General features: G+C 59.0%; 19 protein-coding genes. 9 read left to right on the top strand and 10 right to left on the bottom strand.

The window, feature by feature from the left end; all coding sequences use genetic code 11:
• Positions 1 to 156: 156 nt before the first annotated feature.
• Together ACVWY9_RS09475 and ACVWY9_RS09480 are read right to left on the bottom strand one after the other, a co-directional pair.
• Positions 157 to 1,026 carry a M48 family metallopeptidase gene (locus tag ACVWY9_RS09475; RefSeq protein ID WP_414374847.1) on the bottom strand — a complete coding sequence of 290 codons (870 nt, stop codon included), beginning with the start codon at positions 1,024 to 1,026 and terminating at the stop codon, positions 157 to 159.
• Positions 1,027 to 1,060: 34 nt separating this feature from the next.
• The gene (locus ACVWY9_RS09480) at positions 1,061 to 1,729 is read right to left on the bottom strand and encodes a hypothetical protein (RefSeq protein ID WP_414332314.1); all 669 of its coding nucleotides are present in this window, start codon (positions 1,727 to 1,729) and stop codon (positions 1,061 to 1,063) included.
• Between the two features lie 175 nt (positions 1,730 to 1,904).
• Here ACVWY9_RS09480 and treY point away from each other — a divergent pair, with 175 nt between their 5' ends.
• Positions 1,905 to 4,706 (top strand): malto-oligosyltrehalose synthase, encoded by a 2,802-nt coding sequence (gene treY, locus ACVWY9_RS09485; protein ID WP_457388182.1) that lies wholly within the window; start codon positions 1,905 to 1,907, stop codon positions 4,704 to 4,706.
• A gap of 4 nt (positions 4,707 to 4,710) precedes the next feature.
• On the opposite strand, the gene tpiA is transcribed toward treY, so the two are convergent.
• On the bottom strand, positions 4,711 to 5,463 hold the full coding sequence (tpiA, locus tag ACVWY9_RS09490) for a triose-phosphate isomerase (protein ID WP_414413769.1): 753 nt from the start codon (positions 5,461 to 5,463) through the stop codon (positions 4,711 to 4,713).
• Between the two features lie 216 nt (positions 5,464 to 5,679).
• Complete coding sequence (locus tag ACVWY9_RS09495; protein ID WP_414374851.1) at positions 5,680 to 6,090, bottom strand: FHA domain-containing protein; 411 nt, start codon at positions 6,088 to 6,090, stop codon at positions 5,680 to 5,682.
• Between the two features lie 338 nt (positions 6,091 to 6,428).
• Between ACVWY9_RS09495 and ACVWY9_RS09500 the strand changes: the two genes are divergently transcribed.
• Genes ACVWY9_RS09500 through ACVWY9_RS09515 form a run of 4 tightly spaced genes read left to right on the top strand, consistent with a single transcriptional unit; the run spans position 6,429 to position 9,625 of the window.
• Positions 6,429 to 6,734, top strand: a complete 306-nt coding sequence (locus tag ACVWY9_RS09500; protein ID WP_049749648.1) for a rubredoxin — start codon at positions 6,429 to 6,431, stop codon at positions 6,732 to 6,734.
• Between the two features lie 8 nt (positions 6,735 to 6,742).
• Positions 6,743 to 7,732 (top strand): photosynthesis system II assembly factor Ycf48, encoded by a 990-nt coding sequence (locus tag ACVWY9_RS09505; RefSeq protein WP_049749647.1) that lies wholly within the window; start codon positions 6,743 to 6,745, stop codon positions 7,730 to 7,732.
• 30 nt (positions 7,733 to 7,762) lie between these two features.
• A complete protein-coding gene (gene murG, locus ACVWY9_RS09510) occupies positions 7,763 to 8,866 on the top strand; it encodes an undecaprenyldiphospho-muramoylpentapeptide beta-N-acetylglucosaminyltransferase (RefSeq protein WP_457388183.1) in 1,104 nt (367 codons plus the stop codon).
• A 45-nt stretch (positions 8,867 to 8,911) separates the two neighbouring features.
• Complete coding sequence (locus ACVWY9_RS09515; protein WP_457388184.1) at positions 8,912 to 9,625, top strand: endonuclease III domain-containing protein; 714 nt, start codon at positions 8,912 to 8,914, stop codon at positions 9,623 to 9,625.
• Between the two features lie 16 nt (positions 9,626 to 9,641).
• Here ACVWY9_RS09515 and ACVWY9_RS09520 read toward each other — a convergent pair whose 3' ends face one another.
• The 6 genes from ACVWY9_RS09520 to ACVWY9_RS09545 all read right to left on the bottom strand — a co-directional run bounded on the left by ACVWY9_RS09520 (position 9,642) and on the right by ACVWY9_RS09545 (position 15,835).
• Positions 9,642 to 11,513, bottom strand: a complete 1,872-nt coding sequence (locus ACVWY9_RS09520) for a chloride channel protein (RefSeq protein ID WP_457388185.1) — start codon at positions 11,511 to 11,513, stop codon at positions 9,642 to 9,644.
• Positions 11,514 to 11,519: 6 nt separating this feature from the next.
• On the bottom strand, positions 11,520 to 12,308 hold the full coding sequence (gene map / locus ACVWY9_RS09525) for a type I methionyl aminopeptidase (protein ID WP_414342345.1): 789 nt from the start codon (positions 12,306 to 12,308) through the stop codon (positions 11,520 to 11,522).
• A 195-nt stretch (positions 12,309 to 12,503) separates the two neighbouring features.
• A complete protein-coding gene (locus ACVWY9_RS09530) occupies positions 12,504 to 13,091 on the bottom strand; it encodes a DUF2062 domain-containing protein (RefSeq protein WP_457388186.1) in 588 nt (195 codons plus the stop codon).
• 139 nt (positions 13,092 to 13,230) lie between these two features.
• Positions 13,231 to 13,380: a hypothetical protein gene (locus ACVWY9_RS09535; RefSeq protein WP_457388187.1), complete on the bottom strand. Its 150-nt coding sequence runs from the start codon at positions 13,378 to 13,380 to the stop codon at positions 13,231 to 13,233.
• A 341-nt stretch (positions 13,381 to 13,721) separates the two neighbouring features.
• Positions 13,722 to 14,783 carry a DUF1611 domain-containing protein gene (locus ACVWY9_RS09540; RefSeq protein WP_414383856.1) on the bottom strand — a complete coding sequence of 354 codons (1,062 nt, stop codon included), beginning with the start codon at positions 14,781 to 14,783 and terminating at the stop codon, positions 13,722 to 13,724.
• Positions 14,783 to 15,835, bottom strand: coding sequence for a dipeptide epimerase (locus ACVWY9_RS09545; protein ID WP_457388188.1), 1,053 nt, complete (start codon positions 15,833 to 15,835; stop codon positions 14,783 to 14,785). The genes ACVWY9_RS09540 and ACVWY9_RS09545 overlap by 1 nt, the downstream gene beginning before the upstream one ends.
• Positions 15,836 to 16,013: 178 nt before the next feature.
• On the opposite strand from ACVWY9_RS09545, the gene ACVWY9_RS09550 reads away from it, so the two are divergent.
• The 4 genes from ACVWY9_RS09550 to ACVWY9_RS09565 all read left to right on the top strand — a co-directional run bounded on the left by ACVWY9_RS09550 (position 16,014) and on the right by ACVWY9_RS09565 (position 22,587).
• Positions 16,014 to 17,651 (top strand): acetolactate synthase large subunit, encoded by a 1,638-nt coding sequence (locus tag ACVWY9_RS09550; protein WP_457388198.1) that lies wholly within the window; start codon positions 16,014 to 16,016, stop codon positions 17,649 to 17,651.
• Between the two features lie 156 nt (positions 17,652 to 17,807).
• Entirely contained in the window at positions 17,808 to 19,889 is a 2,082-nt protein-coding gene (locus ACVWY9_RS09555; RefSeq protein WP_457388189.1) for a GspE/PulE family protein, read from the top strand.
• A 131-nt stretch (positions 19,890 to 20,020) separates the two neighbouring features.
• Positions 20,021 to 21,163 (top strand): type IV pilus twitching motility protein PilT, encoded by a 1,143-nt coding sequence (locus ACVWY9_RS09560; protein WP_238376760.1) that lies wholly within the window; start codon positions 20,021 to 20,023, stop codon positions 21,161 to 21,163.
• A 197-nt stretch (positions 21,164 to 21,360) separates the two neighbouring features.
• Positions 21,361 to 22,587 (top strand): type II secretion system F family protein, encoded by a 1,227-nt coding sequence (locus ACVWY9_RS09565; protein ID WP_457388190.1) that lies wholly within the window; start codon positions 21,361 to 21,363, stop codon positions 22,585 to 22,587.
• Positions 22,588 to 22,640: the final 53 nt, after the last annotated feature.

Consider the following 22,640-nt stretch of genomic DNA (forward strand, 5'->3'; position numbering starts at 1 on the left):
TAATTGTACTGCGGACACCAGAAACGGTTGTTTAAGGCACTGGTAACGGTCGATTGGGGGTGCTGTAAACCACCCCAGAGGCTCGTGGTTGGCTTGCCAACTGCAGGGCTACCAAAAGCCCGCTCTGTACTGCTTTAGCGGTCGGAGTCGGGTAGTTTACGAAGCAGCCGTTGACGTCCGCGGTGCGGAGCCCAATCCCTGGAGCTCCAGGATCTGCTGATAGGTGTTGCTGCGGAACCAACGCTCGATTTCTCTGGCCCGCAGCACCGGCAGCGGATGGGTGCGCCCCACCGTTTGCATCTGCTTCAGCTCCATCTGCCACAGATCCCCGTCCAGCTCATCATAAGTGCGGGCCTGCTCCAAAAAGGCGTCCACGTTCAGCTTGGGGGCCAATTGCGGGGATCCCCCACACAATTTCATCAACACCGAGATCACCGTCTTGGCATCTTGGGCTACCAACAGCGCCGCCCGGTCACAGGTAAACTCGGCACACCGCAGCCAGTGCATCAGTTGATCCTGCAACGCCTGATAAAACAACCCCCCGAAGGGGAGCAAGCTGGTGGAGAGCATGAGAATGTTGGCCATCGTCAAGTAGACCCCGTGATTGCACTTCAAGTGGCCCAACTCATGAGCGATCACGGCCTGAATTTCCGGCGGCTCCAACAGATCCAGCAGAGAGCTGTGCAAGACAATGAAGGGCTTTTTCCCCTGCATGGCAAAGGTGTAAGCATTGGGCGTGGGGTTCTGCCGCACGTAGAGCTGGGGCACCTCCAGATCCAAGATGCGACAGGCCTGCACCAAAAGCTGATGAATTTCCGGCAACTGATGCTCGTTAATTTGGATACTAGAAGCAATGTTGTCCAGATAAAATATCTGTCCTGCCGTTGAGCCAAGCCAATTTTGAATCAGCAGGCCCAGCCCCGGCACTTGCTGCAGAGAGCGGGTGGCTTGCAGATCCACGGGATGACGAAATTGGTCGGCCCGCAGGCCCAACAGAATGCGAGGTTCTCGTTGAATGGACGACATAGACAATAGACAACAGACGGAGAAAGGACTTCGGTTACAACTCGTAGGGCACAAACTGGCGGTGGCGATTCAACAAAAATAGCCGCTCCGGCGGCGGATCCGGCAGGGTCGGCTTGTCAGTAAAATCAAACGGGTTTTCTCCAGAGGGGATCTCCCAATAGACCACATGATCTTGAATGCGAGTGCCATCGGTAACAAAGCGCCCAGTATCGGCGGCAGCACGCTCAGCGCGGCGATAGAGTCGCCCTTGCCAGGTCAAGTGCGGGGGCAGCCCCAATCCCAAAAACAGTTGCTGCCGACTGGATTCCTGGTTGAACACCGTTTGCAGGCGATCCGCCCAGATCCTTGCCAGATCTGCCGGTTGGGGAGCAGCATGAGCCTCTGCATCGGCTGGAGTTACCTCCAACAGCAGTTGCTGGTTCAAAAGAATCCGAGCGGCTTGAGCTGGGGGATCCCCGCTGCCGGTCGTCGAGGGATTGGGACTGGGGATATCCAGACTGACCTGCACCTGAGGGCTGCTGGCCTGTAGCAAAATCTCTTCCAACCGTTGCTTCAGCAGACGGAGGCGAGCGGGGGCATCGGGGGTGCGCAGGGTCAAAACCAGCTCACTCCCCACGCGAAACTCGCTTTCTGCCCAGGTTGCCTCACTCCGCCAACTCCCCATCAGCCCACCCACGAGCAGGATCCCTGCCCACCTCGCCATCCTTGCCGGCCCCCTTACCGGGGGTGAAGCGCTCCTCTGTGGCCTTGACAAGTTCACTAACCTCGCCTCTCCCCTGCAGGACTCCTTGATCTTAGCCGCTACCCTAGATACATCTGTTCTCTTGACCCTATGCCGTTGGCAAGCTCGGCTTCTTTGTCATTGTTCTAAGGTCATCATGCGGATCCCGACTTCCACCTATCGCATTCAGTTTCATGCTGGGTTTGACTTCGACGCAGCACGACAGATTGTTCCCTACCTGAAGCTGCTGGGCATCAGTGACTTGTATGCCTCTCCCATCTTCCAAGCCCGCAAAGGCAGCACCCACGGCTACGACGTGGTGGATCCCAGGCAGATTAACCAGGAACTGGGGGGAAGCGAAAAGTTTGAGCTCTTGTGGGAAGCCCTCAATCAGCAGGGAATAGGCTGGATCCAGGACATTGTGCCCAATCACATGGCCTACGATGGCCAGAACCAGATGCTCATGGATGTTCTGGAGAGTGGCCCCAACTCAGATTTTGTTGACTACTTTGATGTGAATTGGAATCACTCTTACCTGGGGATCAAAGGCAGAATCTTAGCCCCTTTCTTGGGAGATTTCTACGACAAATGTTTGGAGTCGGGTCAAATCCAGCTTCGTTATGATGCCGATGGCCTAAGTATTAACTACTACAACTTGAGGTTCCCCCTCAATATTGACACCTATGCGGATGTTTTTACCTACAACCTGAGCAAGCTGCGGCGAAAATTGGGACGCAGCCATCCCGACTACGTCAAGTTACTCGGGATCCTCTTCAGCCTGAAATTCATTCCCAGCAAGGAAGATCTCCTAGAGCGCACCGATCAAATTAGCTTTGCCAAGCATTCGTTGTGGGAACTCTACACGTCTAGCCAACCTATCCAGAGCTTTTTTGACGAGAACATTGCCATTTTTAACGGCAAGCCAGGGGATCCGTCGAGCTTTGACCTGCTGGATAGTCTTCTGGCGCGGCAACATTTCCGCCTTTCCTTCTGGAAGGTGGGTGCTGAGGAGATCAATTATCGTCGTTTCTTTACCATTAACGAGCTGATCTCGCTGCGGGTAGAAGATCGCGAGGTGTTTCGCAAAACCCATCAGCTTATCTTTAAGCTTGCAGAACAGGGACGATTTAATGGTTTGCGCATCGATCATATCGATGGGTTGTTCAATCCCGAAGAGTATCTCCATCGCCTGCGGGAACGCTGCCCAAATCTCTACATCGTAGTAGAAAAAATACTAGAGGCTAATGAAAGTCTGCCCCAAAGCTGGCCGGTTCAGGGCACAACGGGCTATGATTTTTTAGCTAAGCTCAACGGCATCTTTTGTCAAGAAGAAAATGCAGAGGCTTTTGACTCTCTCTATCAAAATTTCACAAATCTACGGCATTCCCCAGAGCAGGTTATCGAAGATAAAAAACGCCTGATCATCGAGCGCAACCTGTCAGGAGATATGGATAACCTTGCTTTTTTGCTCAAACAGATCACCAGCCACCATCGCTATGCCAATGACTTTACCCTCTACAGTTTACGTCGAGCTTTGGTAGAAGTTTTGGTGTGCTTTCCGGTCTACCGCGTCTATATCCACGAAGGGATCCTCAGTCCAGAAGGTCAACAGGTGGTTCGTCAAGCTGTGGAGAAGGCCAAGGAGAACCTGCCCGTTTTGGTGAATGAGCTGAATTTTATTCAGCGCTTTCTCTGCCTGGAGTCTCTGGACAATTTATCAGACCAGGAGAAAAATGAGCAGATCCATTTTGCCATGCGCTTGCAGCAGTTGGCTGGCCCTCTCATGGCCAAAGGGGTAGAAGATACTGCTTTTTATGTGTACAACCGCCTTTTATCTCTCAATGAAGTCGGCGGGGATCCCTGTCGCTTTGGCCTTTCGGTGCAAGAGTTTCACCGCTTTAATCAAGAGCGGGCAGCTCGGTGGCCTCTGTCCATGAATGCTTCTGCCACCCACGACACCAAGCGTGGCGAAGATGTGCGGGCCCGGCTGAATGTGCTTTCTGAAATCCCCGCCGAGTGGGAAAAGCACATCAACCTTTGGCATGAACTGAACCTCGGCTACAAAGTCCGCAGCAAACAAGCCAAGCGCTCAGAACTGCCGGATCGCAATGACGAGTATTTGCTCTACCAGACATTGCTCGGCTCCTATCCCTTCCAACCGGAAGAGGTACCCCAGTTTGTACAGCGGGTCAAAGATTATGCCATCAAAGCAGTGCGGGAAGCTAAAGTTCACACCGCTTGGCTTCGCCCCGATACCGAGTACGAAGAAGCCACTACCGCCTTTATCGAACGGATCCTTCAAGGCCCTAACCCCTTTTTGGAGTCCTTTTTGCCTTTCCAACGGAAAGTTGCTCACTTTGGCATTTTTAATTCTCTCTCACAGACGCTGATCAAACTGACCAGCCCTGGGATCCCGGATATTTACCAAGGCACGGAACTGTGGGATTTGAGCATGGTGGATCCCGACAATCGTCGGCCTGTGGATTTTTCCCGTCGCCTCGCCTATTTGGAAGAAATTCAGCGGCGGGTTAAACAGGATCCTCTCCAACTCATCGCGGATTTGCTCCTGCACCGCAGCGACGGACGCATTAAGCTGTTTCTGATTTACCACGTGCTCAAGGCCCGCCAGGAACAGCCCCAATTGTTTCTCGAGGGCAGCTACATTCCTCTGCAAATCAGCGGATCCCATGCTGACCATGTTGTGGCTTTTGCCCGTCAGCACAGTAAGCAGGTATTGCTCACGGTAGTGCCGCGTTTTTTAACAAAGTTGATCGACGAAACCCAAGATCCTCTGGGAGAATCCGTTTGGGCAGATACCGAAATTCATCTGCCGCGTTGGAAGCGGCTGGACTGGGTGAACGGGCTAACCCAGGAAAGGATCCCTGCCGGCGAAACCTTGCCGGTGGGCGTTGTCTTAAAATCCTTCCCGGTAGCCCTGCTGTGGGGACAATCCCGCTAGCGGCCTAGGCGGGAGCTAGGGCCTGAAAGTTGACGATGCGGGCAAACTCTTGGGGGTCTAGGCTGGCCCCTCCCACCAACACGCCGTCGATCTCAGGCTGGGCCATCAGCTCATCGATGTTGCCGGCCTTCACCGAGCCGCCATACAAAATGGGCAGTTGGGCATTGCCCAGGTGTTGCCGGATCAAGCCGATGACCCGGTTGGCCTCTTGAGCTGCACAAGTCTGGCCGGTGCCGATGGCCCAAATGGGCTCATAGGCAATCACCAAGTTCTCCAGATCGATCCCCGGCAAGGCGCGATCCAATTGCCCCACAATCCAAGACTCGGTCAAGCCTTGCTCCCGCTGCTGCTGGCTTTCTCCCACACAAAGGATGGGGGTGAGCCCGTGCCGCTGGGCAGCTGCCAAACGCCAATTAACGGTTTCGTCCGTCTCGCCGAAGTACTGCCGCCGTTCGCTGTGGCCGACGATGACGTAGCGCACCCCCAATTCCGCCAGCATGGGGCCGGAAATTTCCCCGGTAAAGGCCCCCTGATCCTCCCAATGTAGGTTTTGTGCTCCCACGGCTATGTCGGATCCGCGGCTTTGCTCTGCCACCACCGCCAGGTCTGTAAAGGGCACACATAGGATGATCTGCCGCTGGGATGCTGACCCTGACGGCGATGACCGTAAAGCCAGGCCCAACTCTCGCAGAAACTCGCGAGCCTCAGCCTGAGTCTTGTGCATTTTCCAGTTGCCGGCGATGAGGATGGGGCGCAAGATGGATCCTCCCTTAGAGACAACAGAAGGAAGGGATCCCGCAAGCAGAAAGCCCAATAAAACAGCAGGGATCCCAGCTTTGTTTTTTCGTATGACACAGTTTACCAGCAAGCGATCCCGAAAATACGGCGACGGGATCCCCTCTCCAAGCGCCGGTTAACCCTTCAACCAGCATGCAGACGGGACAGGCCAAGACCCAACAGGGAAGGCAGCTTCCTACAGCCCAACGATCTGGGTGTTTTCAAAGGTAGCCAGAATTTCATCCAGATCTTTGTTCTGCAGCGAGTAGGTAGCGGTGGCATCGTTGCCAAACTGAATTTCGTCCCCGTCCTCCAGATCCCGAAATTCCACCCGTTGCCCGCCCACGTAAAGGCCGTTGGTGCTGGGGGTGCCCTGAATGTCTCCGTCGATGATTTGGTAAGTGAACCCATCGGGAGAAGAGGGGGATTCTGTTTTGACCAAAATGGCGTGGTAGCGAGAGGCGTACTGGGAGTCGATGCGAATGCTGTTGCGTGGATCCCGGCCCAACGAATAAAGCTCAGCCGTCAACCAGTAGGCTTTTGGCCCGTGACGATCCTTGACGATGAGCACGTGATTGAGGGCTGGTCGGCGAGGGGGCGTGGTCATGAAAGGCACCCGCTTGCACAACACTGAGGGCAGGATAGCCAAAACATAACATAGGATCCCCCAGGTGGATCCCTATGTCCACCAGATCAGCCTCTCCAAGAGCAGCGGAATCTGCCCATCACTCTGAGCTGGCGCGGGATCCCCCTGAGCAACAAGAAAGGGTCTGAGTAGATTTTTGTAACAATTCCTCTCATAATAGGATCGACGATGCAGATGGATCCCTGACCATGAATGGCTCGCAACCGGATCCCGGTGCTCAACCCCGTTCTCCCCAGACACCGAAGCTCATTGAGTTGCCGGAAGATGAAACCGATGCGCAGCTCAGCGATCCCCTGCGGATGCAGCGCTACGAATGTCGTTCTTGTGGCTATGTTTACGAACCGGCCAAGGGGGATCAGCTCAATCGGATCCCGGCGGGCGTGCCGTTTGAGGAATTGCCAGCCGATTGGAAATGTCCGGTGTGCCGAGCCGGTAAGCGCTCGTTCCAAGCAGTGGGCGCCAAGGGCAAGCCTTCCGGTTTTCAAGAGAACTTGCGCTACGGCCTGGGGGTGAACGTGATGACCCCTGCCCAAAAGAACCTGCTGATCTTCTTGGGACTGGCGCTGGGATTTTTATTTTTGATGAGTTTCTATTTCGTCGAGTGAGGGTCAAGATGTTCAAACCCCTGAGGCTGGTGCTGCTGATTGCTGTCTCGGTGCTGCTAATGGCGGCGCGGATGCCCAACATGCGGGTGGTCCCCTGGCAGCAGGTGGAAGTGCCCACCCAGAACATTCTGCTGGACATTGCCTTCACCGGCACCACCCCTTCCCATGGCTGGTTGGTGGGAGACAAGGCGACGCTGCTGGAATCCCGCGATGGGGGTCTGCACTGGCAGGTGCGGGAGCTGCCGGGTCTGGAGCCGGAAGCCTACCTGGCCTCCATTAGCTTTGCTGGGGCAGAAGGCTGGGTGGCCGGGCAGCCGAAGATCCTCCTCCACACCCTGAACGAGGGATCCGACTGGACTTCCATCCGCCTCAACAACCAACTGCCAGGGGAGCCGCTCTTGATCCAGGCTCTGGGCCCTGGCGCCGCCGAAATGGTGACCAATGTGGGGGCCATCTACCGCACCGAAGATGGCGGTCAGACCTGGCATGCCCAAGTGGATGAGCCGATTGGGGCCATCAAAAACATTGCCCGCGGCCCTGAAGGCGAATATCTGGCGGTGTCGTCGCGGGGCAGCTTCTACTTTCTGTACACTCCTGAAAGTCGCACCTGGAAGCCCTACCCGCGGGAAAGCTCCCGCCGCATTCAAAACATGGGCTTTGGCCCCCACGGCAGCGCTTGGAAATTGAACCAAGGGGCGGAGATCGCCTTTACCGATGACTTCACCTCCGGCCAGTGGTCGTCACCGCTGCGTCCAGGGCGGGCCCTCAGCTTTGGCTACCTCAATGCCGCCTACCAGAACGACCACGACCTGTGGGTGGTGGGGGGTGGCGCTACCCTGATCCACAGCCCTGATGGTGGCAAAACCTGGGAGCAGGCCAAGAAACTCAGCAACATCCCCGCCAACTTCTACAGCATTGAGTTTTTCGGCCCCGAGCAAGGGTTTATTCTGGGGCAACGGGGCACCCTCTTGCGCTATGTCAGCTCCAACAACTCCTGAAGGTCTCAGGGATCCCTAACCGGCACACGGGTGGACACACGCGCCAAGGATCCAGCTTCACGCCCGCGGCTGCTGGTTGCTGCCAGTGGCACTGGTGGCCACATTTTTCCGGCTTTGGCTATTGCCGAGCAGTTGCCCGACTGGCAGATCGAATGGCTGGGGGTGCCGGATCGGATGGAAGGGAAGCTGGTGCGGGAGCGGTATCCCTTGCACCGGGTCGTCATGTCGGGCTGGCAGGGATCCCCTCTCCACAGGCTGCAGGCCTTGGCCCAACTGGCCCGTGCGACCCTACAAGTGCGCCGACTCCTTATGTCGGGACGGTTTGATATTGTCCTGACCACCGGTGGGTACATTGCCGCTCCGGCCATTTTGGCCGCCCGTTCGCTGGGGGTGCCGGTGTTGCTGCACGAGTCCAATCGGATCCCGGGCAAAGTGACCCGTTGGCTGGGGAGATTTTGTCAGGTGGTGGCGCTGGGCATGGCGGAGACGGCAGAGCATTTGCCAGGGGTGGCCGCCCAAGTGGTGGGCACGCCAGTGCGGGCCGAGTTCTACACGCCCCAGCCTTTCCCTGCCGACCTCCCCATTCCCGACGGGGATCCCCTCATTGTGGTCATGGGGGGCAGCCAAGGGGCGCGGGGCCTCAACCGCATGGTGGCCGCCTGTGCCCCAGCTTGGTTGGAGGCGGGGGCCTGGATCGTGCATTTGACCGGCGACAGCGAAGCTCAAGATCCGGAAGCCAGGATCCCCAGCCATCCCCGCTACCGGCCCTTTCCTTTCCGTCGAGATGTAGCTGCCTTGTTGCAGCGGGCCAACTTTGCCATTAGCCGCGCCGGAGCCATGAGCCTGGCGGAGTTGCTGACCACCGCCACCCCGGCCATTTTGATCCCCTATCCCTTTGCTGCTGAGGATCATCAGTATCAGAATGCTCTGGCCTTTGTGGGGCGCGGTGGGGGGGTGGTCATGCGAGAATCCGAAGAGAACTTGGACTTGCTGCGGCAAACGGTGTTGACCTGGTTGGCCCAGCCGCAGGTGGTTGCCCAAATGGCCGCTCGCTTGCAGGCCGCAGCTCCTCCCAATGCCAGCAAGGTTCTTGCCCGCCTGTTGCAGGAGATCCGCCAGAGTTCTGCCCGTTAAGCCGTGGTACAGCCAAGATTGGACAGCCTTTCCCAACGCCCGCCTGTGCCCGCCAAAGCGGCGGAGTCCCCAACCCTGCTGGCAGAACTCCCGCCCGCCGACAGGATGGAATCGCTGTTGATGCGGCTAGAGCAGTGCTTCGGGATCCCCCAGCGGGCTCCCGATGGCCTTTCCCCCCGCCCGGATCTCCTGGACGAGTTGGTGGGCACGATCCTTTCCCAGAACACCACTGACACCAACAGCAGCCGTGCCTTCCGCGCCCTCAAAGCCGCCTTTCCCTCTTGGGAAGCGGTCTTGGCTGCCGACCCGGCAGATCTGGCCCAGGTGATCCGCTCCGGCGGCTTAGCCCACCTCAAGGCAGCCCGAATTCAGGAGATCCTGGCCGCCATTCAAGAACGACAGGGATCCCTGAGCCTCGACTTTCTGCGCGACCTGGACGACGCCGGCGCCCTCGACTTTCTGCTCTCGTTAAAAGGGGTAGGGCTGAAGACCGCCACCTGTGTGTTGTTGTTCGGGCTGGGTCGGGATCTCTGCCCGGTGGATACCCATGTGCATCGAGTGGCCAACCGTCTGGGCTTGGTGCGGGCCAAACATCCCGACGACACTTTTGCTCAGCTTTCCCCTCAGATCCCCAGAGGCAAAGCCTATTCCCTGCACGTCAACTTTGTCCGGCTGGGCAAGCGCATTTGCAAGGCCCGTATGCCCGAATGTGGCCGCTGCCCGCTGCGTCCCACCTGCCCCTCTGGGCGGCAGCGTTGATCCCGACAGCAGGGCTCTATTCTGCGGGCGCAGTAGAAGCATCTGGGATCCCCTCTTGTCCGTTCCTGCCGGCGTCTCTCTCTGCTGGGGGAACTTCCAACTCCAGGGCTTGCCGCACCGATTGAATCTCTTGGGAGAGCAGCACCCGCTCTCGATCCAACAGGCCGACGATCTGCTCCGGGTCTTCCCGCGAGACCACTGGCAATTGGCGCAAATCGTATTCGTACATCGGCTCAGCTGCCACCGCTACCGCCTCATCGGGGAAGGTGGTGAGAACCGGAGATTGGCTGACCTCCTGTACGGTTAGCTCCGCCAACTCCGCCGCCTCCTTATGGGCCAAGGCCCGCTCCAGATCTTCCAGGGTGAGAATGCCCCGCAGCCGCTCCTGTCCGTCCACCACCAACGCGCTATGGCACTTTTGCTGCAGCAAACTCTCCAGAGCTTCTCGCAGCGGTGTGTCTTGCCGAAGCAAAAGAGATGGGGGCACCATCACCTCTTGCACCGTCAGCTCTCTAGGCTCCTGCCCAAGGACTCCGTCAAGCGTTGCGTGGCGATAGCGACGGGCGGAAGGGTAGATGGCCGGCGAATGCAACTGCTCCGTCAGCCAGATGCTCAAACCCACTGCCGCCATCACCGGCAGCGCGATGTGATAGTCCCGCGTCATCTCAAACAGCAGCAAGATGGCCGTTAGCGGAGCCCGCACGCTGGCCGCCAACACCGCCGCCATGCCCACCATGGCGTAGGCAGCAGGGGGAGACAAGGCAATCAAGGGCAAAGCTTGAGATAGCACCTGACCGTAGCCTGCCCCCAGCACTGCCCCCATGAACAAAGCCGGGGCAAAGGTTCCCCCCACAAAGCCGCTGCCCAGGCTCAAAGCGCTCAGCAACAGCTTGCCCAATAGGAGCAGGCCCAGATGGCCAAGAGAAAAGGGAACGGCCTGCAGAATCGACTCAATGGTTTCATAGCCCACCCCCAACGCCAATGGGATCCCCAAGCCCGCGCAGCCCAGGATCCCGCCCCCCAAAATGGGCTTGCTCCAAGCTGGCCAGGCCGCCAGGGGGCCACTGTTGAACAGGTGCTTGCCCCACTCCAGGGTGTAGCTGAAGGCCATAGAAACCAGGCTGGCCAAAAAGCCCAAGCCGAGATACAGAGGTACCTCCAGCAAGCTGTGGATCTCGTAGTCCGGCAAGACAAAAGCCGGCTGGGTGATGGTGGGCAAAAGAAAAGCGGGTTGTGCCCCCAACCCCACCTGGGCGATCAAGGCGGAGACCACCGCCGCCAACACCACCACACTGACAGCAGAAGTGGTGAAGGTGCGGGCCAAAGCCAGCTCCAGCGCCAAAAACACCCCGGCAATGGGCGCGTTAAACCCTGCCGCCAGGCCAGCCGCTGCTCCGGCAGCCATCAACAGTTGCACCCGCTCCCGCGAGAGGCGTAGGTTTTGCCCCAGCAGGGATCCCAGCAAAGCGCCACTTTCCACACTGGGGGCCTCAGGGCCAAGGGAAGCTCCCGCGCCCAACGAGATGGCAGCCGCCAGGAGCTTGAGCGGGATCCACCAGGGCTGAAGTGCCAAAGGACGAGCAGGACTCACCAAGCTGGAGAGGCTCAAGTTGGGAAAGGGCACAACTGCCCCCAAAGCGCCGATCAGCAGGCCCCCCAACACCGGCGCCAAAGCCAGCGGCCAGGATCCCAGCAGCCACAGGCCATAGTGTTCTGCGGCCCTGCCGAGGCCATCCACGAGGGTGTCCTGCAGCAGATAGCGCCACCAGCCAATCAAGTAGCGAAATCCAACCACCGATAGCCCCGTGCCCAACCCCACTGCCGCCGCCAGCAGCAGCAGCAGGTTCTCGGAGGAGAGGCGCAGGCGGAGAGCGGGGGCGCTGTTCATGATGGCTCAGGGGCTTTGGGAAGGCAGGGTCAAGATCTCTACACCGGTTTCGGTAACGGCGACCGTATGTTCAAATTGGGCCGAGAGCTTGCCATCCAAAGTGACCGCCGTCCACCCGTCGGAGAGCACCTTCACCTCCCAGGTGCCCTCGTTGATCATCGGCTCGATGGTGAACACCATGCCGGGGCGGAGTTTCTCCCCTTTTCCCCGTTCGCCGTAGTGGGGGATCTGGGGAGCAGTGTGGAATTGCCGTCCCACCCCATGCCCGACAAAATCGCGCACCACGCTGTAGCCCTGGGCCTCGGCATATTCTTGGATGGCAGCGCCAATGTCGCCGACTCTCCCCCCCGGCTTGACGGCAGCAATGCCCCGCCGCAGACATTCTTCGGTCACCTCCACCAAGCGCCGCGCCCGCTCAGAAGGCTGTCCGACAAAGAAGGTTTTGGAGGTATCGCCGTGGTAGCCATCCAAAACCGGGGTGACATCGATGTTGATGATGTCGCCTTCTCGCAGGATCTGCTTGGGGCTGGGAATGCCGTGGCAGACCACGTGGTTGACACTGGTGCAGATGGATTTGGGAAAGCCATGGTAGCCTAAAGGGGCACTTTTGGCCCCATGCGCCCGCGTCCACCGCTCGGCCTCGTCGTTAAGCTCTTGGGTGGTGACCCCTGGCCGCACCATCGGCTCCAAGTGCTTGAGCAGATCTGCTGCCAGGCGACAAGCCCGCCGCATTTTCTCCAGTTCCCGTGAAGAGAGCAACACAATGGGCTGAGGGGCTTGCGTGAGCTGGTTCATACCCGTCTGCAAAGCGGATCCCAACTGCTCCCCCCATCGCTGGGAGCGACGGCTGAGGTCTGTCAACAACGCTCGCATGTCTTCCATCATGAGACCTTATCTGTGAAAAGCTCTGTGAAAACGGATGGATCTCTGCACCTGCAGACTGTCCAGGATTGGGTTCTCAGTTGGGATTCTGAATCGCCTTGCGCCCATTCACAGACCCCTGCCGGCCATTTTCTGCCGCCGACGAATCCGCTGCACCAACCACAGCCCCAGAAAATAGCTGACAAGGGATCCCCAAAAACCGACAAACGCACAGCCGACAAACAGCGTGCCCGACATCTCCAAGCCCCACTGCATCCAGTTTTGCCAGGTGGCCGCCACCAGCTCTGTGGTGGGAAGGACAGTTCGGGATCCCAGCAGCCATTTCCCCACCTGGTAGTTAAACGCATAGATGGGCACATAGGTGAAGGGGTTACTCACCCAGGTCCCTGCCACCGCCGCCAGCTTGTTGCCCCGAAACGGAACAGCCAACACCAGAGCGGCCAACGTTTGAAAGCCGAAGATGGGGAAACAGCCGGCAAAAACCCCTACCGCCAAGCCACGGGCAATTTCTTTTGGCGACGATTGCAGCCGCAACAGGCGCAGATAAAGATAGCGCAGCCAACGCTTCCAGGAAGGATCCCGGCGGGCTAGGGTCGGCCCTGGTTGAGATCCAGAGTAGGATCTGGAATAAAGCTTAAGGGATCCCGGCGAAGGCCAGGAGAAAGAGGGCAGCCTCAACCAAAAGAGGGGGCTCATGGTGGCAAGGGGGCAACTGAGAGAAGGTGTTAAGTCCTGTAAATCCAGTGTATCTTTCCTGCCGTCGGCGACAAAGGGCTATCGGCAAATCTGGGCCAGCAGCAACGGGGTGACGCCGGGGGATCGGTTTACGGAGTGGTCACCTGAGCTTGTCCACCAAGGCCAGCACGAAGTTAAGACCCAAGTAGGAAACCAGCACCACCAAGAATAGGAACAGGGCAATGTTCAGCCCGGATCGCAGGGATCCCGATTTCATTTTGGGATCAGGCTTTTCGGGGGGAGTTGTCATCTGAAGTTCTGGTGAAGTTCTGGGTGAAGAGCATAGATAGGTCTAAGTTTAGGATCCCATCTTGGCTGCACAGGCATGCCCATCGGCTTGCTGGGAGATTTGCGCAGACCTCACCGGGATGAACACCCTCTACGAAACCATTTCTACCTCTGGACACAGGAGCAAGCCCAGCTCTTGGCCTCCGGCCAATGGGAGCGACTTGGATCGAGAATACCTGGCTGAGGAGATCGCATCTCAGAGAAGACAACGGCACCGGGAACCATCTGAATCGCTCACCTGTTGAAGATGATGAGTTTTTCCCAGATGGACAATGGGAGTGGATCCGCTGTCTGCAAACTGAGTTATCCTGCCGCCAGAATTGCCTCCAACAAGGGATCTGCCCCAAAACGCACCACATCCGTACAGGGCCGTCCGGTCTCGGCTTCCACCCGGCGGATCTGCTCCAGGGCCGCTTCTTCCTCCCAGCCGAAGGTATTGAGGGCAATCCCCACCACGGGCGCGGGGGCAAAGGCCCCGGCAGCTGCCGCCACCTGTTCATACAGCTCGATCACCTTGGGTAAGGGCGGGATGGGCACGTAGTCTATCCCCTTGATGTGGGTCTGGCCGGCGCGGTGTACCAGGATAAGGTGGGTGGGCTGGGATCCACGCAACAGAGGCAAGGTGGCCGTAGAGGCGGGGTTGAGCAGGGATCCCTGGCCTTCCAGGTGCAGAATGTCGTGGTCAGAGCCATAGCGTAAGATCAGTTGCTCCACCGCCCCACTGGCATAGTCCACTCGCACCGCATCCAAAGGGATCCCCTCGCCGCCGATCAGGATCCCAGTTTGCCCGGTGGCCAAAAAGCGGGAGCGCAGGCCCCGTCTCAGGCTGGCCCGGTGCAGCTCCAAGCTGGTGGACATTTTGCCCACGCTCATGTCGGTGCCCACCGTCAACACCCGTTTACAGGGCAAGGTGCGGGCCAGGGCTTTCCCCACCGACAGGTTGGGGGGCTCGCGGCGAATATCCCAGATCCAGGCCCCCGGCTGCAACCACTGCCGAAACTGGGGATCCTCGGCCAAGGGCGTGTGCAGCCCATTCACCAGAGATAGGCCAGCTCGCAGGGCCAGGCCCAACTCCTCCCGCCAGGCTGGCGGCAACTGCCCCCCTGAAGGGGCAATCCCAATCACCAGAACTTCAGGCCGGTGGGCCAGCGCCTCCTCCACCGAGGCCACGATGGGAATGTCTTTGGCAATTCCGGTCAGATGGGCCAGGGATCCCCCCGCCTGCTCCCGGTCGATCACCGCCACCACCGGGAAGGAGCCGTAGCGCAGCAGCCCCAGCCCCGTTTTCCCATGCTCCCCCAGCAACCCCCCGTGGAGCAGGATGGCCACGCGACTTTCGCTGGACAGGGATTCCGGCCTTCCCATTATTCCTCCCGCAGCTCTACCCCCAAGCCCGGTCGGTCGGTGGGGAGCAGGCAGCCCTCCTGCAGGATGGCCCCGGCGAAGGGATCGTCGGTGAGGTTGAGGTGGCTATCCAAGTCCAGGTAATCCACCAGGGGAGCCAAGTGGGCTGCCGCTGTATTCCCCAGAGCTGTGTTGCTGTAGCAGCCCAACATCACCTGCAGGCCGTGGGCTTTGGCGGTGTGGATCATGCGCCAAGCTTCGCTGAGGCCTCCGCACTTCATCAGCTTAATGTTGATCCCGTGGACGCGATCCACCAGAGGGGGGATATCGCGGCTGTCCATACAGCTCTCATCCACAAAAATGGGCAGCTTCGACTCGTGCCAGAGGGTGATCAGCTTCGCTTCCTGCCCCCTCTCCAAAGGCTGCTCCAGGTAGCTCACCCCTTGCCCCGCCAGCCAGTTGCTCATGCTCAGGGTTTGCTCCACCGTCCAAGCGCCGTTGGCATCTACCGTAATCAGGGATCCCAGCGGGATCACCTCTTGTACAGCAATCAGCATGTTCTGATCCGCCATCAGCCCCGAGTCGCTGCCCAGCTTGATCTTAAAAGCCCGCGCTTGGGTCTGTTCCATCCAGGCCAAGGCGCGCTGGCGGGCCGCCTGCGGGGTGGAGATGCCGATCGTCATCGTCGTGGGCGGAATGCGGGAGCGATCCAGCCCCCACAACTGCCACAGGGGCCTCCCCAGCCGTTTGCCCATCCAATCGTGCAGGGCCATATCCACCGCTGCCCGCGCTGCCGAAGGGATCCCGGCCCGCAGCAGTTCTGCCTCGATTGGCTGGCGCTCCCAGGGGGAATGGCGGCGCAGGATCCCTTTGGCCACGTCCAAGCCCATCAGGATGTCGTCCAGAGACTGGTGGTAGTCGTCGCTCACCGAAAAAGGGCAAGCCTCTCCCCACCCTTCAACTCCCTCCTCCTCAATTCGCACCCAAGCCAAGGTTGTATCGCTGTGGGTACCTCGGCTGATGGTCAAGGCGTAGCGCTTGTGAACGGTGAAAGGTTCGACGTAGAGCCGCATGGGCATCTCCAGAAGAGGAAGCTTGGAGGGGCAATTGGGCCTGGGCCGCCCCTTTGAGCTTAGCTTGGTTCCCAGCCCAGCCTGCCCCCGTCCCCAAGGCCAGAAAACAAGTTATCCCTTGCCCCGTCCGCCGTCTATGGTGGGATCCAGATCCACCGTTCTCCATACCCTTGCCACCATGAATACCGCCGAACTGCTGGTTCGCTGCCTGGAAAATGAGGGGGTGCAGTATATCTTCGGCGTTCCTGGCGAAGAAAACCTGGAAGTCCTGCAAGCCCTGCGCCGCTCCTCAATTCGCTTTATCACCACCCGCCACGAACAGGGGGCCGCCTTCATGGCCGATGTCTATGGCCGGCTGACGGGCAGAGCGGGGGTGTGTCTCTCCACCTTGGGGCCGGGCGCCACCAACCTGATGACCGGAGTTGCCGATGCCAACCTGGATGGAGCACCCCTAGTGGCCATCACCGGCCAAGTGGGCACCGACCGCATGCACATCGAATCCCATCAATACCTGGATTTGGTGGCCATGTTTGCCCCCGTCACCAAGTGGAATGCCCAGATCGTGCGCCCCAGCATCACCCCGGAGATCGTGCGCAAGGCTTTCAAATTGGCCCAAACCGAGAAGCCCGGGGCCGTCCACATCGACTTGCCGGAAAACATCGCCGCCATGGAAGCCAGCGGCACTCCCTTGAGGAGAGATCGCCTGGACAAAACCTACGCTTCCTATCAAAGCCTGAACGAAGCGGCCTCCCTGATCTCCCGCGCCCGCAACCCCTTGATTTTGGCCGGCAATGGAGCCATTCGCGCCCAAGCCAGCAGCGCCCTCACGGAATTTGCCACCCGCTTGAACATCCCCGTGGTCAACACCTTCATGGGCAAAGGAGTGATCCCCTACACCCACCCCTTGTCCTTGTGGGCCGTTGGCCTACAGCAGCGGGATCTGGTCAGTTGTGGTTTCGACCGCACCGATCTGCTGATCGCCGTCGGCTACGACCTCATCGAATACTCCCCCAAGAAATGGAACCCCGACGGCACCATCCCCATCGTTCACATCGCCGCCCTGCCGGCTGAAATCGACAGCAGCTACATCCCGCAAGTGGAGGTGGTGGGAGACATTTCCGACTCCCTGATGGAGATTCTGCGCCGCTGCGATCGTACGGGCAAGCCGGATCCCTATGGCCTCAGCCTGCGGCAGAACATCGTCCGCGAGTACACCTGCTATGCCCAAGATCAGAGCTACCCGATCAAGCCCCAAAAGCTGATCTACGACCTGCGCCAAGTCCTGCAACCGGAAGACATCGTCATCTCCGATGTCGGCGCCCACAAGATGTGGATGGCCCGCCTCTACCACTGTGACAAACCCAACACCTGTCTCATCTCCAACGGCTTTGCCGCCATGGGCATCGCCATTCCGGGGGCCTTGGCCGCCAAATTGGTGCATCCCGACCGGCGCATCGTGGCCGTGACCGGAGATGGGGGGTTCATGATGAACTGCCAAGAGCTGGAAACTGCCCTCAGGGTGGGCACTCCCTTTGTCACTCTCATCTTCAACGATGGCGGCTATGGGCTGATCGAGTGGAAGCAACACAATCAATACAACGAGGCTGCTTTCGTCAAGTTCGGCAATCCAGACTTCGTCAAGCTGGCGGAGAGCATGGGCCTCAAGGGCTACCGTGTCGAAAAGGCTGCCGAGCTGATCCCCATCCTAAAGCACGCCCTCCAGCAGCCGGTGCCCACCCTCATCGACTGCCCTGTCGATTACGGCGAAAACCTTTACCTAACCCAGCGGTCGCAAGCGTTGGTCTGCGAGGCTTAGGGGACGAGATGGATGTGAATGCGAGATTTGAGCCGAGTTGGGGCATAGTAAGCCCAGGGTTGGCGGCCTCTGGGAAGTCCAGACTTATGTATCTTTACCGTTGACCCTTAGCAGCCAAGTGCAGTGAAATAGAGGCATTGTGGGTGACCCGCCAGCATGAGCGATCTTCCTTCCCCTCCCTTTACCTCGCGCCGCGCCGGCGCTGCCAGCAAAGCTCTGGCCATCGCCAACGTCAGCATTACCCCCTTTGGCCGCAAGTTAAAGGAGCTGGGCTTTGCCGACGATAAGCAGATCCAGGACATCCAAAACGCCCTCAAAGCGGATCGAGAGGGCAACAGCAAGGCCCTGGCTCTGGTGGTCAAGGATATCGTGGGCAAAGAGATCACCCCTGACCTGGAGCGGGCTTACAAGCGGCAGCAGCTCTTTGAACTGAAAATCATCTACGGGATCCCCTCCCTGGATGTCGACCTGGAGCCGGTGGAGATCTCCGAGATGATTGGGCTGATCGACTCGATCTTGCCCCTCGACATCTGCAACCGCTACAAGTTCTTGCCCATTCGCCGTCGAGACAATCAGGTGACGGTGGCGATGGTCAAGCCAGACAACCTGCAGGCACTGGACGACATTCAACGGCGCTTCCGCATCCAGGGGCTGAAGCTGCAGCGGCGGGTCTTCACCCAGCGGGATTTCGAGACCCTGATCAACCGCTACATGGATGCGCAGGCGGAGCTGCTGGCCATCAAGGGGATAAACGACGCGGCTGCTGCCCAACAGGCGGCTGCTGCCCAACAGGAAGAAGAGGTGGTGGTCAACACTGCCGAAATCGATCTGGATGCTATTGAGGATGTGGCTGCCGATGAGGTCGGCGAGGGATCCCTGGAGCAGCAGGTCAAATCGGCAGATGATGCCCCGATTATTAAACTGTCCAACCAGATCCTGGTCAAGGCCCTGCAGGATGGGGCGTCCGACATCCACATCGAGCCACAAGAAGAATACCTGCGCATCCGCTTCCGCAAAGATGGGGTGTTGCGGCAGGCTTTTGAAAACTTTCCCAAGAAGATCGTCCCCGCCCTCACTGCCCGCTTTAAAATCATCTCCGACCTGAACATTGCCGAGCGGCGCATGCCCCAGGATGGGCGGATCCGGCGGGTCTTCAAGGGGCGCAAGGTGGACTTTCGGGTCAGCACCCTGCCCTCCCGCTATGGGGAAAAGATCGTGCTGCGGATCCTGGACAACTCCGCCACCCAACTGGGGCTGGACAAGCTGATCACCGACCCAGAGACCTTGGAAAGCTTCAAGGAGATTGTCAAGCGACCCTTTGGCCTAATCCTGGTAACTGGGCCAACGGGATCCGGGAAAACCACCACCCTCTACTCGGCCCTGGCGGAGGTGAACGACCCGGGCATCAACATCAGCACTGCCGAGGATCCCATTGAATACTCGCTGCCGGGGATCACTCAGGTGCAGGTGATCCGAGAAAAGGGCATGGACTTTGCCATGATCCTGCGGGCCTTCTTGCGGCAAGACCCGGATGTCATCCTGGTGGGGGAAACCCGCGACCACGAGACGGCCAAAACCGCCATCGAAGCCTCCCTCACGGGCCACTTGGTGTTGACCACGCTGCACACCAACGATGCCCCTGGCGCCATTGCCCGTCTGACGGAGATGGGGATCGAGCCATTTATGATCTCCAGCTCGTTGCTGGGGGTGTTGGCCCAGCGCTTGATGCGCCGGGTGTGTACCGAATGTCGGATCCCCTACCACCCCACGCCGGAGGAGCTGGCCCGCTATGGCCTTACCCTCAGTGGCGACGGCGAGCAGCTCACCTTCTACAAAGCCAACAAGCTCTCCCCCAAAGAAGTGGAGCAGCGCAAGGCCACCGGCAAGCCCATCTGCGAGAAGTGTGGGGGCGTGGGCTACAAAGGTCGGGTAGGGGTGTACGAGTTCATGCGCATGAACGACCGCCTTGCGGACTTGATCAACAAAGAGGCCCCCACGGAGGTGATCAAAGAAGCGGCGGTGGAAAGTGGCATGAAAACCCTGCTGGCCTACAGTTTGATGCTGGTGAAGCAGGGCCTCACCACGCTGGAGGAGGTGGATCGGGTGACCCTCACCGACAAGGGTCTGGAAAGCGAGCTGAAGGCCCGTGCCAAGGCTCTCAGCACCTGCCGCAACTGTGGCGCGGCCTTGCATGTGGACTGGATGGACTGCCCCTATTGCCTGACCCCGAAGTTTTAGGAAGTCGGCTTGGCACTTGACGATGGTGGGGTGCCGACTATAACAGTCCTATACAGTTGCCTTTCTCACATGGCTTTTGCCGGCGGCTCTTTTGATAGACAGTTCTACTCGCCTTTGGAGAACCCAACCCTATGCCCCAACTGATGATCGAAGACCTCATGGAAGCAATCGTCCAAAAGGGCGGTTCCGACATTCATATCTCGGCGGGTTTGCCCCCCTACTTCCGCATCAATGGTCACCTTGAGCCGACAGAGCATGAGCCTCTCTCGGCAGAGGAGGTGCAGCGGTTGATCTTCAGCATGCTGAACAACAACCAGCGCAAGCAGCTGGAGCAAAACTGGGAATTGGACTGCTCCTATGGGGTGCGGGGGATCGGGCGCTTCCGCGTGAACGTCTACCGCGATCGCGGCACCTATGCTTGCGCCATGCGGGCCCTGGCTTCTGAGATCCCCAACATCGACAAGCTGGGCCTGCCGGATGTGTGTAAGGAAGCAGCTCGCCTGCCGCGGGGCTTGGTGCTGGTAACCGGCCCAACGGGATCTGGCAAATCGACTACGCTGGCTTCCATGATCGACATGATCAACCGCGAACGGGCCGAGCACATCCTCACCATCGAGGATCCCATTGAGTATATCTACACCCCCATTCGCAGCATCATCCACCAGCGGCAACTGGGGGAAGACACCAAGAGTTTTGCCAATGCCCTGCGGGCAGCGATGCGGGAGGATCCGGATGTGATCCTGATTGGGGAGATGCGGGATCTGGAGACCATCCAGTTGGCCATTACCGCCGCCGAGACGGGCCACCTCTGCTTTGCCACGGTACACACCAGTTCTGCCGCCCAGACGGTGGATCGCTTGGTGGATGTGTTTCCGCCCGAGCAGCAGCAGCAGATTCGCGTGCAGCTCTCCAACTCCCTCAAGGCCGTCTTCTCCCAAACTCTGGCCCGCCGCCTCAATCCCAAGCCAGGAGAGCCTGGACGGGTGCTGGTGCAGGAAATCATGGTGGTGACGCCGGCCATTGCCAACCTGATTCGGGAGGGCAAAACTGCCCAGATCTACTCGGCTATCCAGACGGGGGGCAAGCAGGGCATGAAAACGCTGGAGCAAGATCTGGCTAACCTTTACCTACAGGGCAAGATCGACTTCGATACGGCCATGTCTAAGACCTCTCGCCCCGAGGAGTTGCAACGGCTTTTGGGCAACGTTACCGGGCCCTCGCCAGCCGCGGCTGCCCAACAACAGCGGCCAGCAGCAGTTGCCGCCCGTCGCTAAACTTCGTCTCCACCAGGCAGTGCTGGGATCCCGGGGTGAGGGTTCATTGCCGATCTCTAGCCGCTGACTTGATTTGTGGCTAAGCTCTAGCTGAGAGATTGTTGATCTGCCCAAGGTTTGGGCTGACTTCTCTTTTTCACCTGCGAAACATTTAAAGCCATTTCGTTATTTAGAGCGATCTAGCCGGGGGTACAGCCATGCCGCGCTACAAGGTTCGGGGGTTAAAGGCCGGTCAGCCGGTACGCCTGACGGTGGTGGCCAACAACTTGACCGAGGCCCGCGCACGGCTGCGCCGAGATGGGATTTTTGCCAAACAGGAGGACATTCAGGAGGAGAAACCCTTCTTTTCCTTGGATACGTCTTTCGATTTGTCGATGCTGGGATCCATCGACATTCGCGACAAGGCAGTGTTCTCCCGGCAATTTGCTGCCTTGATCAACGCCGGCGTGTCGATGGTGCGCTCTCTCACCATCATGGAGGAGCAAACCGGCAACCGCAAACTCAAAAAGTACCTGCGGGCTATCCGAGCGGAGGTGGAGGCGGGGAAAAACCTCTCCGACTCCATCCGCCCTTATCCCGACGCCTTCGACGGCCTCTACTGCAGCATGGTGCAGGCGGGGGAGGTGGGCGGCGTGCTGGACGAAGTGCTCAACCGCCTGGCCAAGCTGCTGGAGGACATGGATCGCCTGCAGAAGCAGATCAAGTCAGCCATGACCTACCCGGTGGTGGTGACGATCTTGGCTGTCTTGATTTTCTTGGGCATGGTGCTGTTCATCTTGCCCACGTTTGAGAGCATCTACAACGACTTGGGTGGGGAGCTGCCCGGCTTTACCCAGTTTTTCATCAACATCAGCAAGTTCCTGCGCACGCCCCAGTACAGCTTGGGGCTGGTGGGCTTTCTAGGGGCCGTCTATTTTGCTTTCCGGCGCTTTTACCGCACCCCCGCCGGCAAAGAAACCATCGACGCTCTGGCCCTCAAGCTCCCTATCTTCGGGGATCTGATCCAGAAGTCGGCGGTGGCTCGCTTCTGCCGCACCTTTGGCGCTCTCACCCGCTCCGGGGTGCCGGTGCTGACTTCCTTGGAAATTGTGCGCGACACCTCCGGCAACCAGGTGGTGGCCAACGCCATTGACGCCGCCCGCCAATCCATCTCAGAGGGAGGGCAGATTGCCCCTGCTCTGGGCAAGGCCAAGGTCTTCCCAGTCATGGCCATTCAGATGATCAGCGTGGGGGAAGAGACAGGGGAGCTGGACGCGATGCTGATGAAGACGGCGGATTTCTACGAGCTGGAGGTGGAGGAGGCGGTACGCGCCCTCACCAGCCTGCTGGAGCCGTTGATGATCGTGATCCTGGGCGGTATGGTGGGCTGCATTATCGTGGCCATGTACCTGCCCATGTTCAACGTGTTCGAGTTGGTGAAGTAGTGGATTGGGCTGACCCTTGAACCCCCAGGGCGGCCAGGGCACAGGGTAGGAGC

The sequence above is a fragment of the Thermostichus sp. OS-CIW-31 genome, from assembly GCF_054060305.1.

What these genes read in the sequence shown, in the direction of transcription:
- ACVWY9_RS09475 (WP_414374847.1), bottom strand. Translation starts at nt 1,026, where the DNA reads ATGTCGTCCATTCAACGAGAACCTCGCATTCTGTTGGGCCTGCGGGCC.
- ACVWY9_RS09480 (WP_414332314.1), bottom strand. Translation starts at nt 1,729, where the DNA reads ATGGCGAGGTGGGCAGGGATCCTGCTCGTGGGTGGGCTGATGGGGAGT.
- treY (WP_457388182.1), top strand. Translation starts at nt 1,905, where the DNA reads ATGCGGATCCCGACTTCCACCTATCGCATTCAGTTTCATGCTGGGTTT.
- ACVWY9_RS09495 (WP_414374851.1), bottom strand. Translation starts at nt 6,090, where the DNA reads ATGACCACGCCCCCTCGCCGACCAGCCCTCAATCACGTGCTCATCGTC.
- ACVWY9_RS09500 (WP_049749648.1), top strand. Translation starts at nt 6,429, where the DNA reads ATGCAGCGCTACGAATGTCGTTCTTGTGGCTATGTTTACGAACCGGCC.
- ACVWY9_RS09505 (WP_049749647.1), top strand. Translation starts at nt 6,743, where the DNA reads ATGTTCAAACCCCTGAGGCTGGTGCTGCTGATTGCTGTCTCGGTGCTG.
- ACVWY9_RS09520 (WP_457388185.1), bottom strand. Translation starts at nt 11,513, where the DNA reads ATGAACAGCGCCCCCGCTCTCCGCCTGCGCCTCTCCTCCGAGAACCTG.
- map (WP_414342345.1), bottom strand. Translation starts at nt 12,308, where the DNA reads ATGAACCAGCTCACGCAAGCCCCTCAGCCCATTGTGTTGCTCTCTTCA.
- ACVWY9_RS09530 (WP_457388186.1), bottom strand. Translation starts at nt 13,091, where the DNA reads ATGAGCCCCCTCTTTTGGTTGAGGCTGCCCTCTTTCTCCTGGCCTTCG.
- ACVWY9_RS09535 (WP_457388187.1), bottom strand. Translation starts at nt 13,380, where the DNA reads ATGACAACTCCCCCCGAAAAGCCTGATCCCAAAATGAAATCGGGATCC.
- ACVWY9_RS09540 (WP_414383856.1), bottom strand. Translation starts at nt 14,783, where the DNA reads ATGGGAAGGCCGGAATCCCTGTCCAGCGAAAGTCGCGTGGCCATCCTG.
- ACVWY9_RS09545 (WP_457388188.1), bottom strand. Translation starts at nt 15,835, where the DNA reads ATGCGGCTCTACGTCGAACCTTTCACCGTTCACAAGCGCTACGCCTTG.
- ACVWY9_RS09550 (WP_457388198.1), top strand. Translation starts at nt 16,014, where the DNA reads ATGAATACCGCCGAACTGCTGGTTCGCTGCCTGGAAAATGAGGGGGTG.
- ACVWY9_RS09555 (WP_457388189.1), top strand. Translation starts at nt 17,808, where the DNA reads ATGAGCGATCTTCCTTCCCCTCCCTTTACCTCGCGCCGCGCCGGCGCT.
- ACVWY9_RS09560 (WP_238376760.1), top strand. Translation starts at nt 20,021, where the DNA reads ATGCCCCAACTGATGATCGAAGACCTCATGGAAGCAATCGTCCAAAAG.
- ACVWY9_RS09565 (WP_457388190.1), top strand. Translation starts at nt 21,361, where the DNA reads ATGCCGCGCTACAAGGTTCGGGGGTTAAAGGCCGGTCAGCCGGTACGC.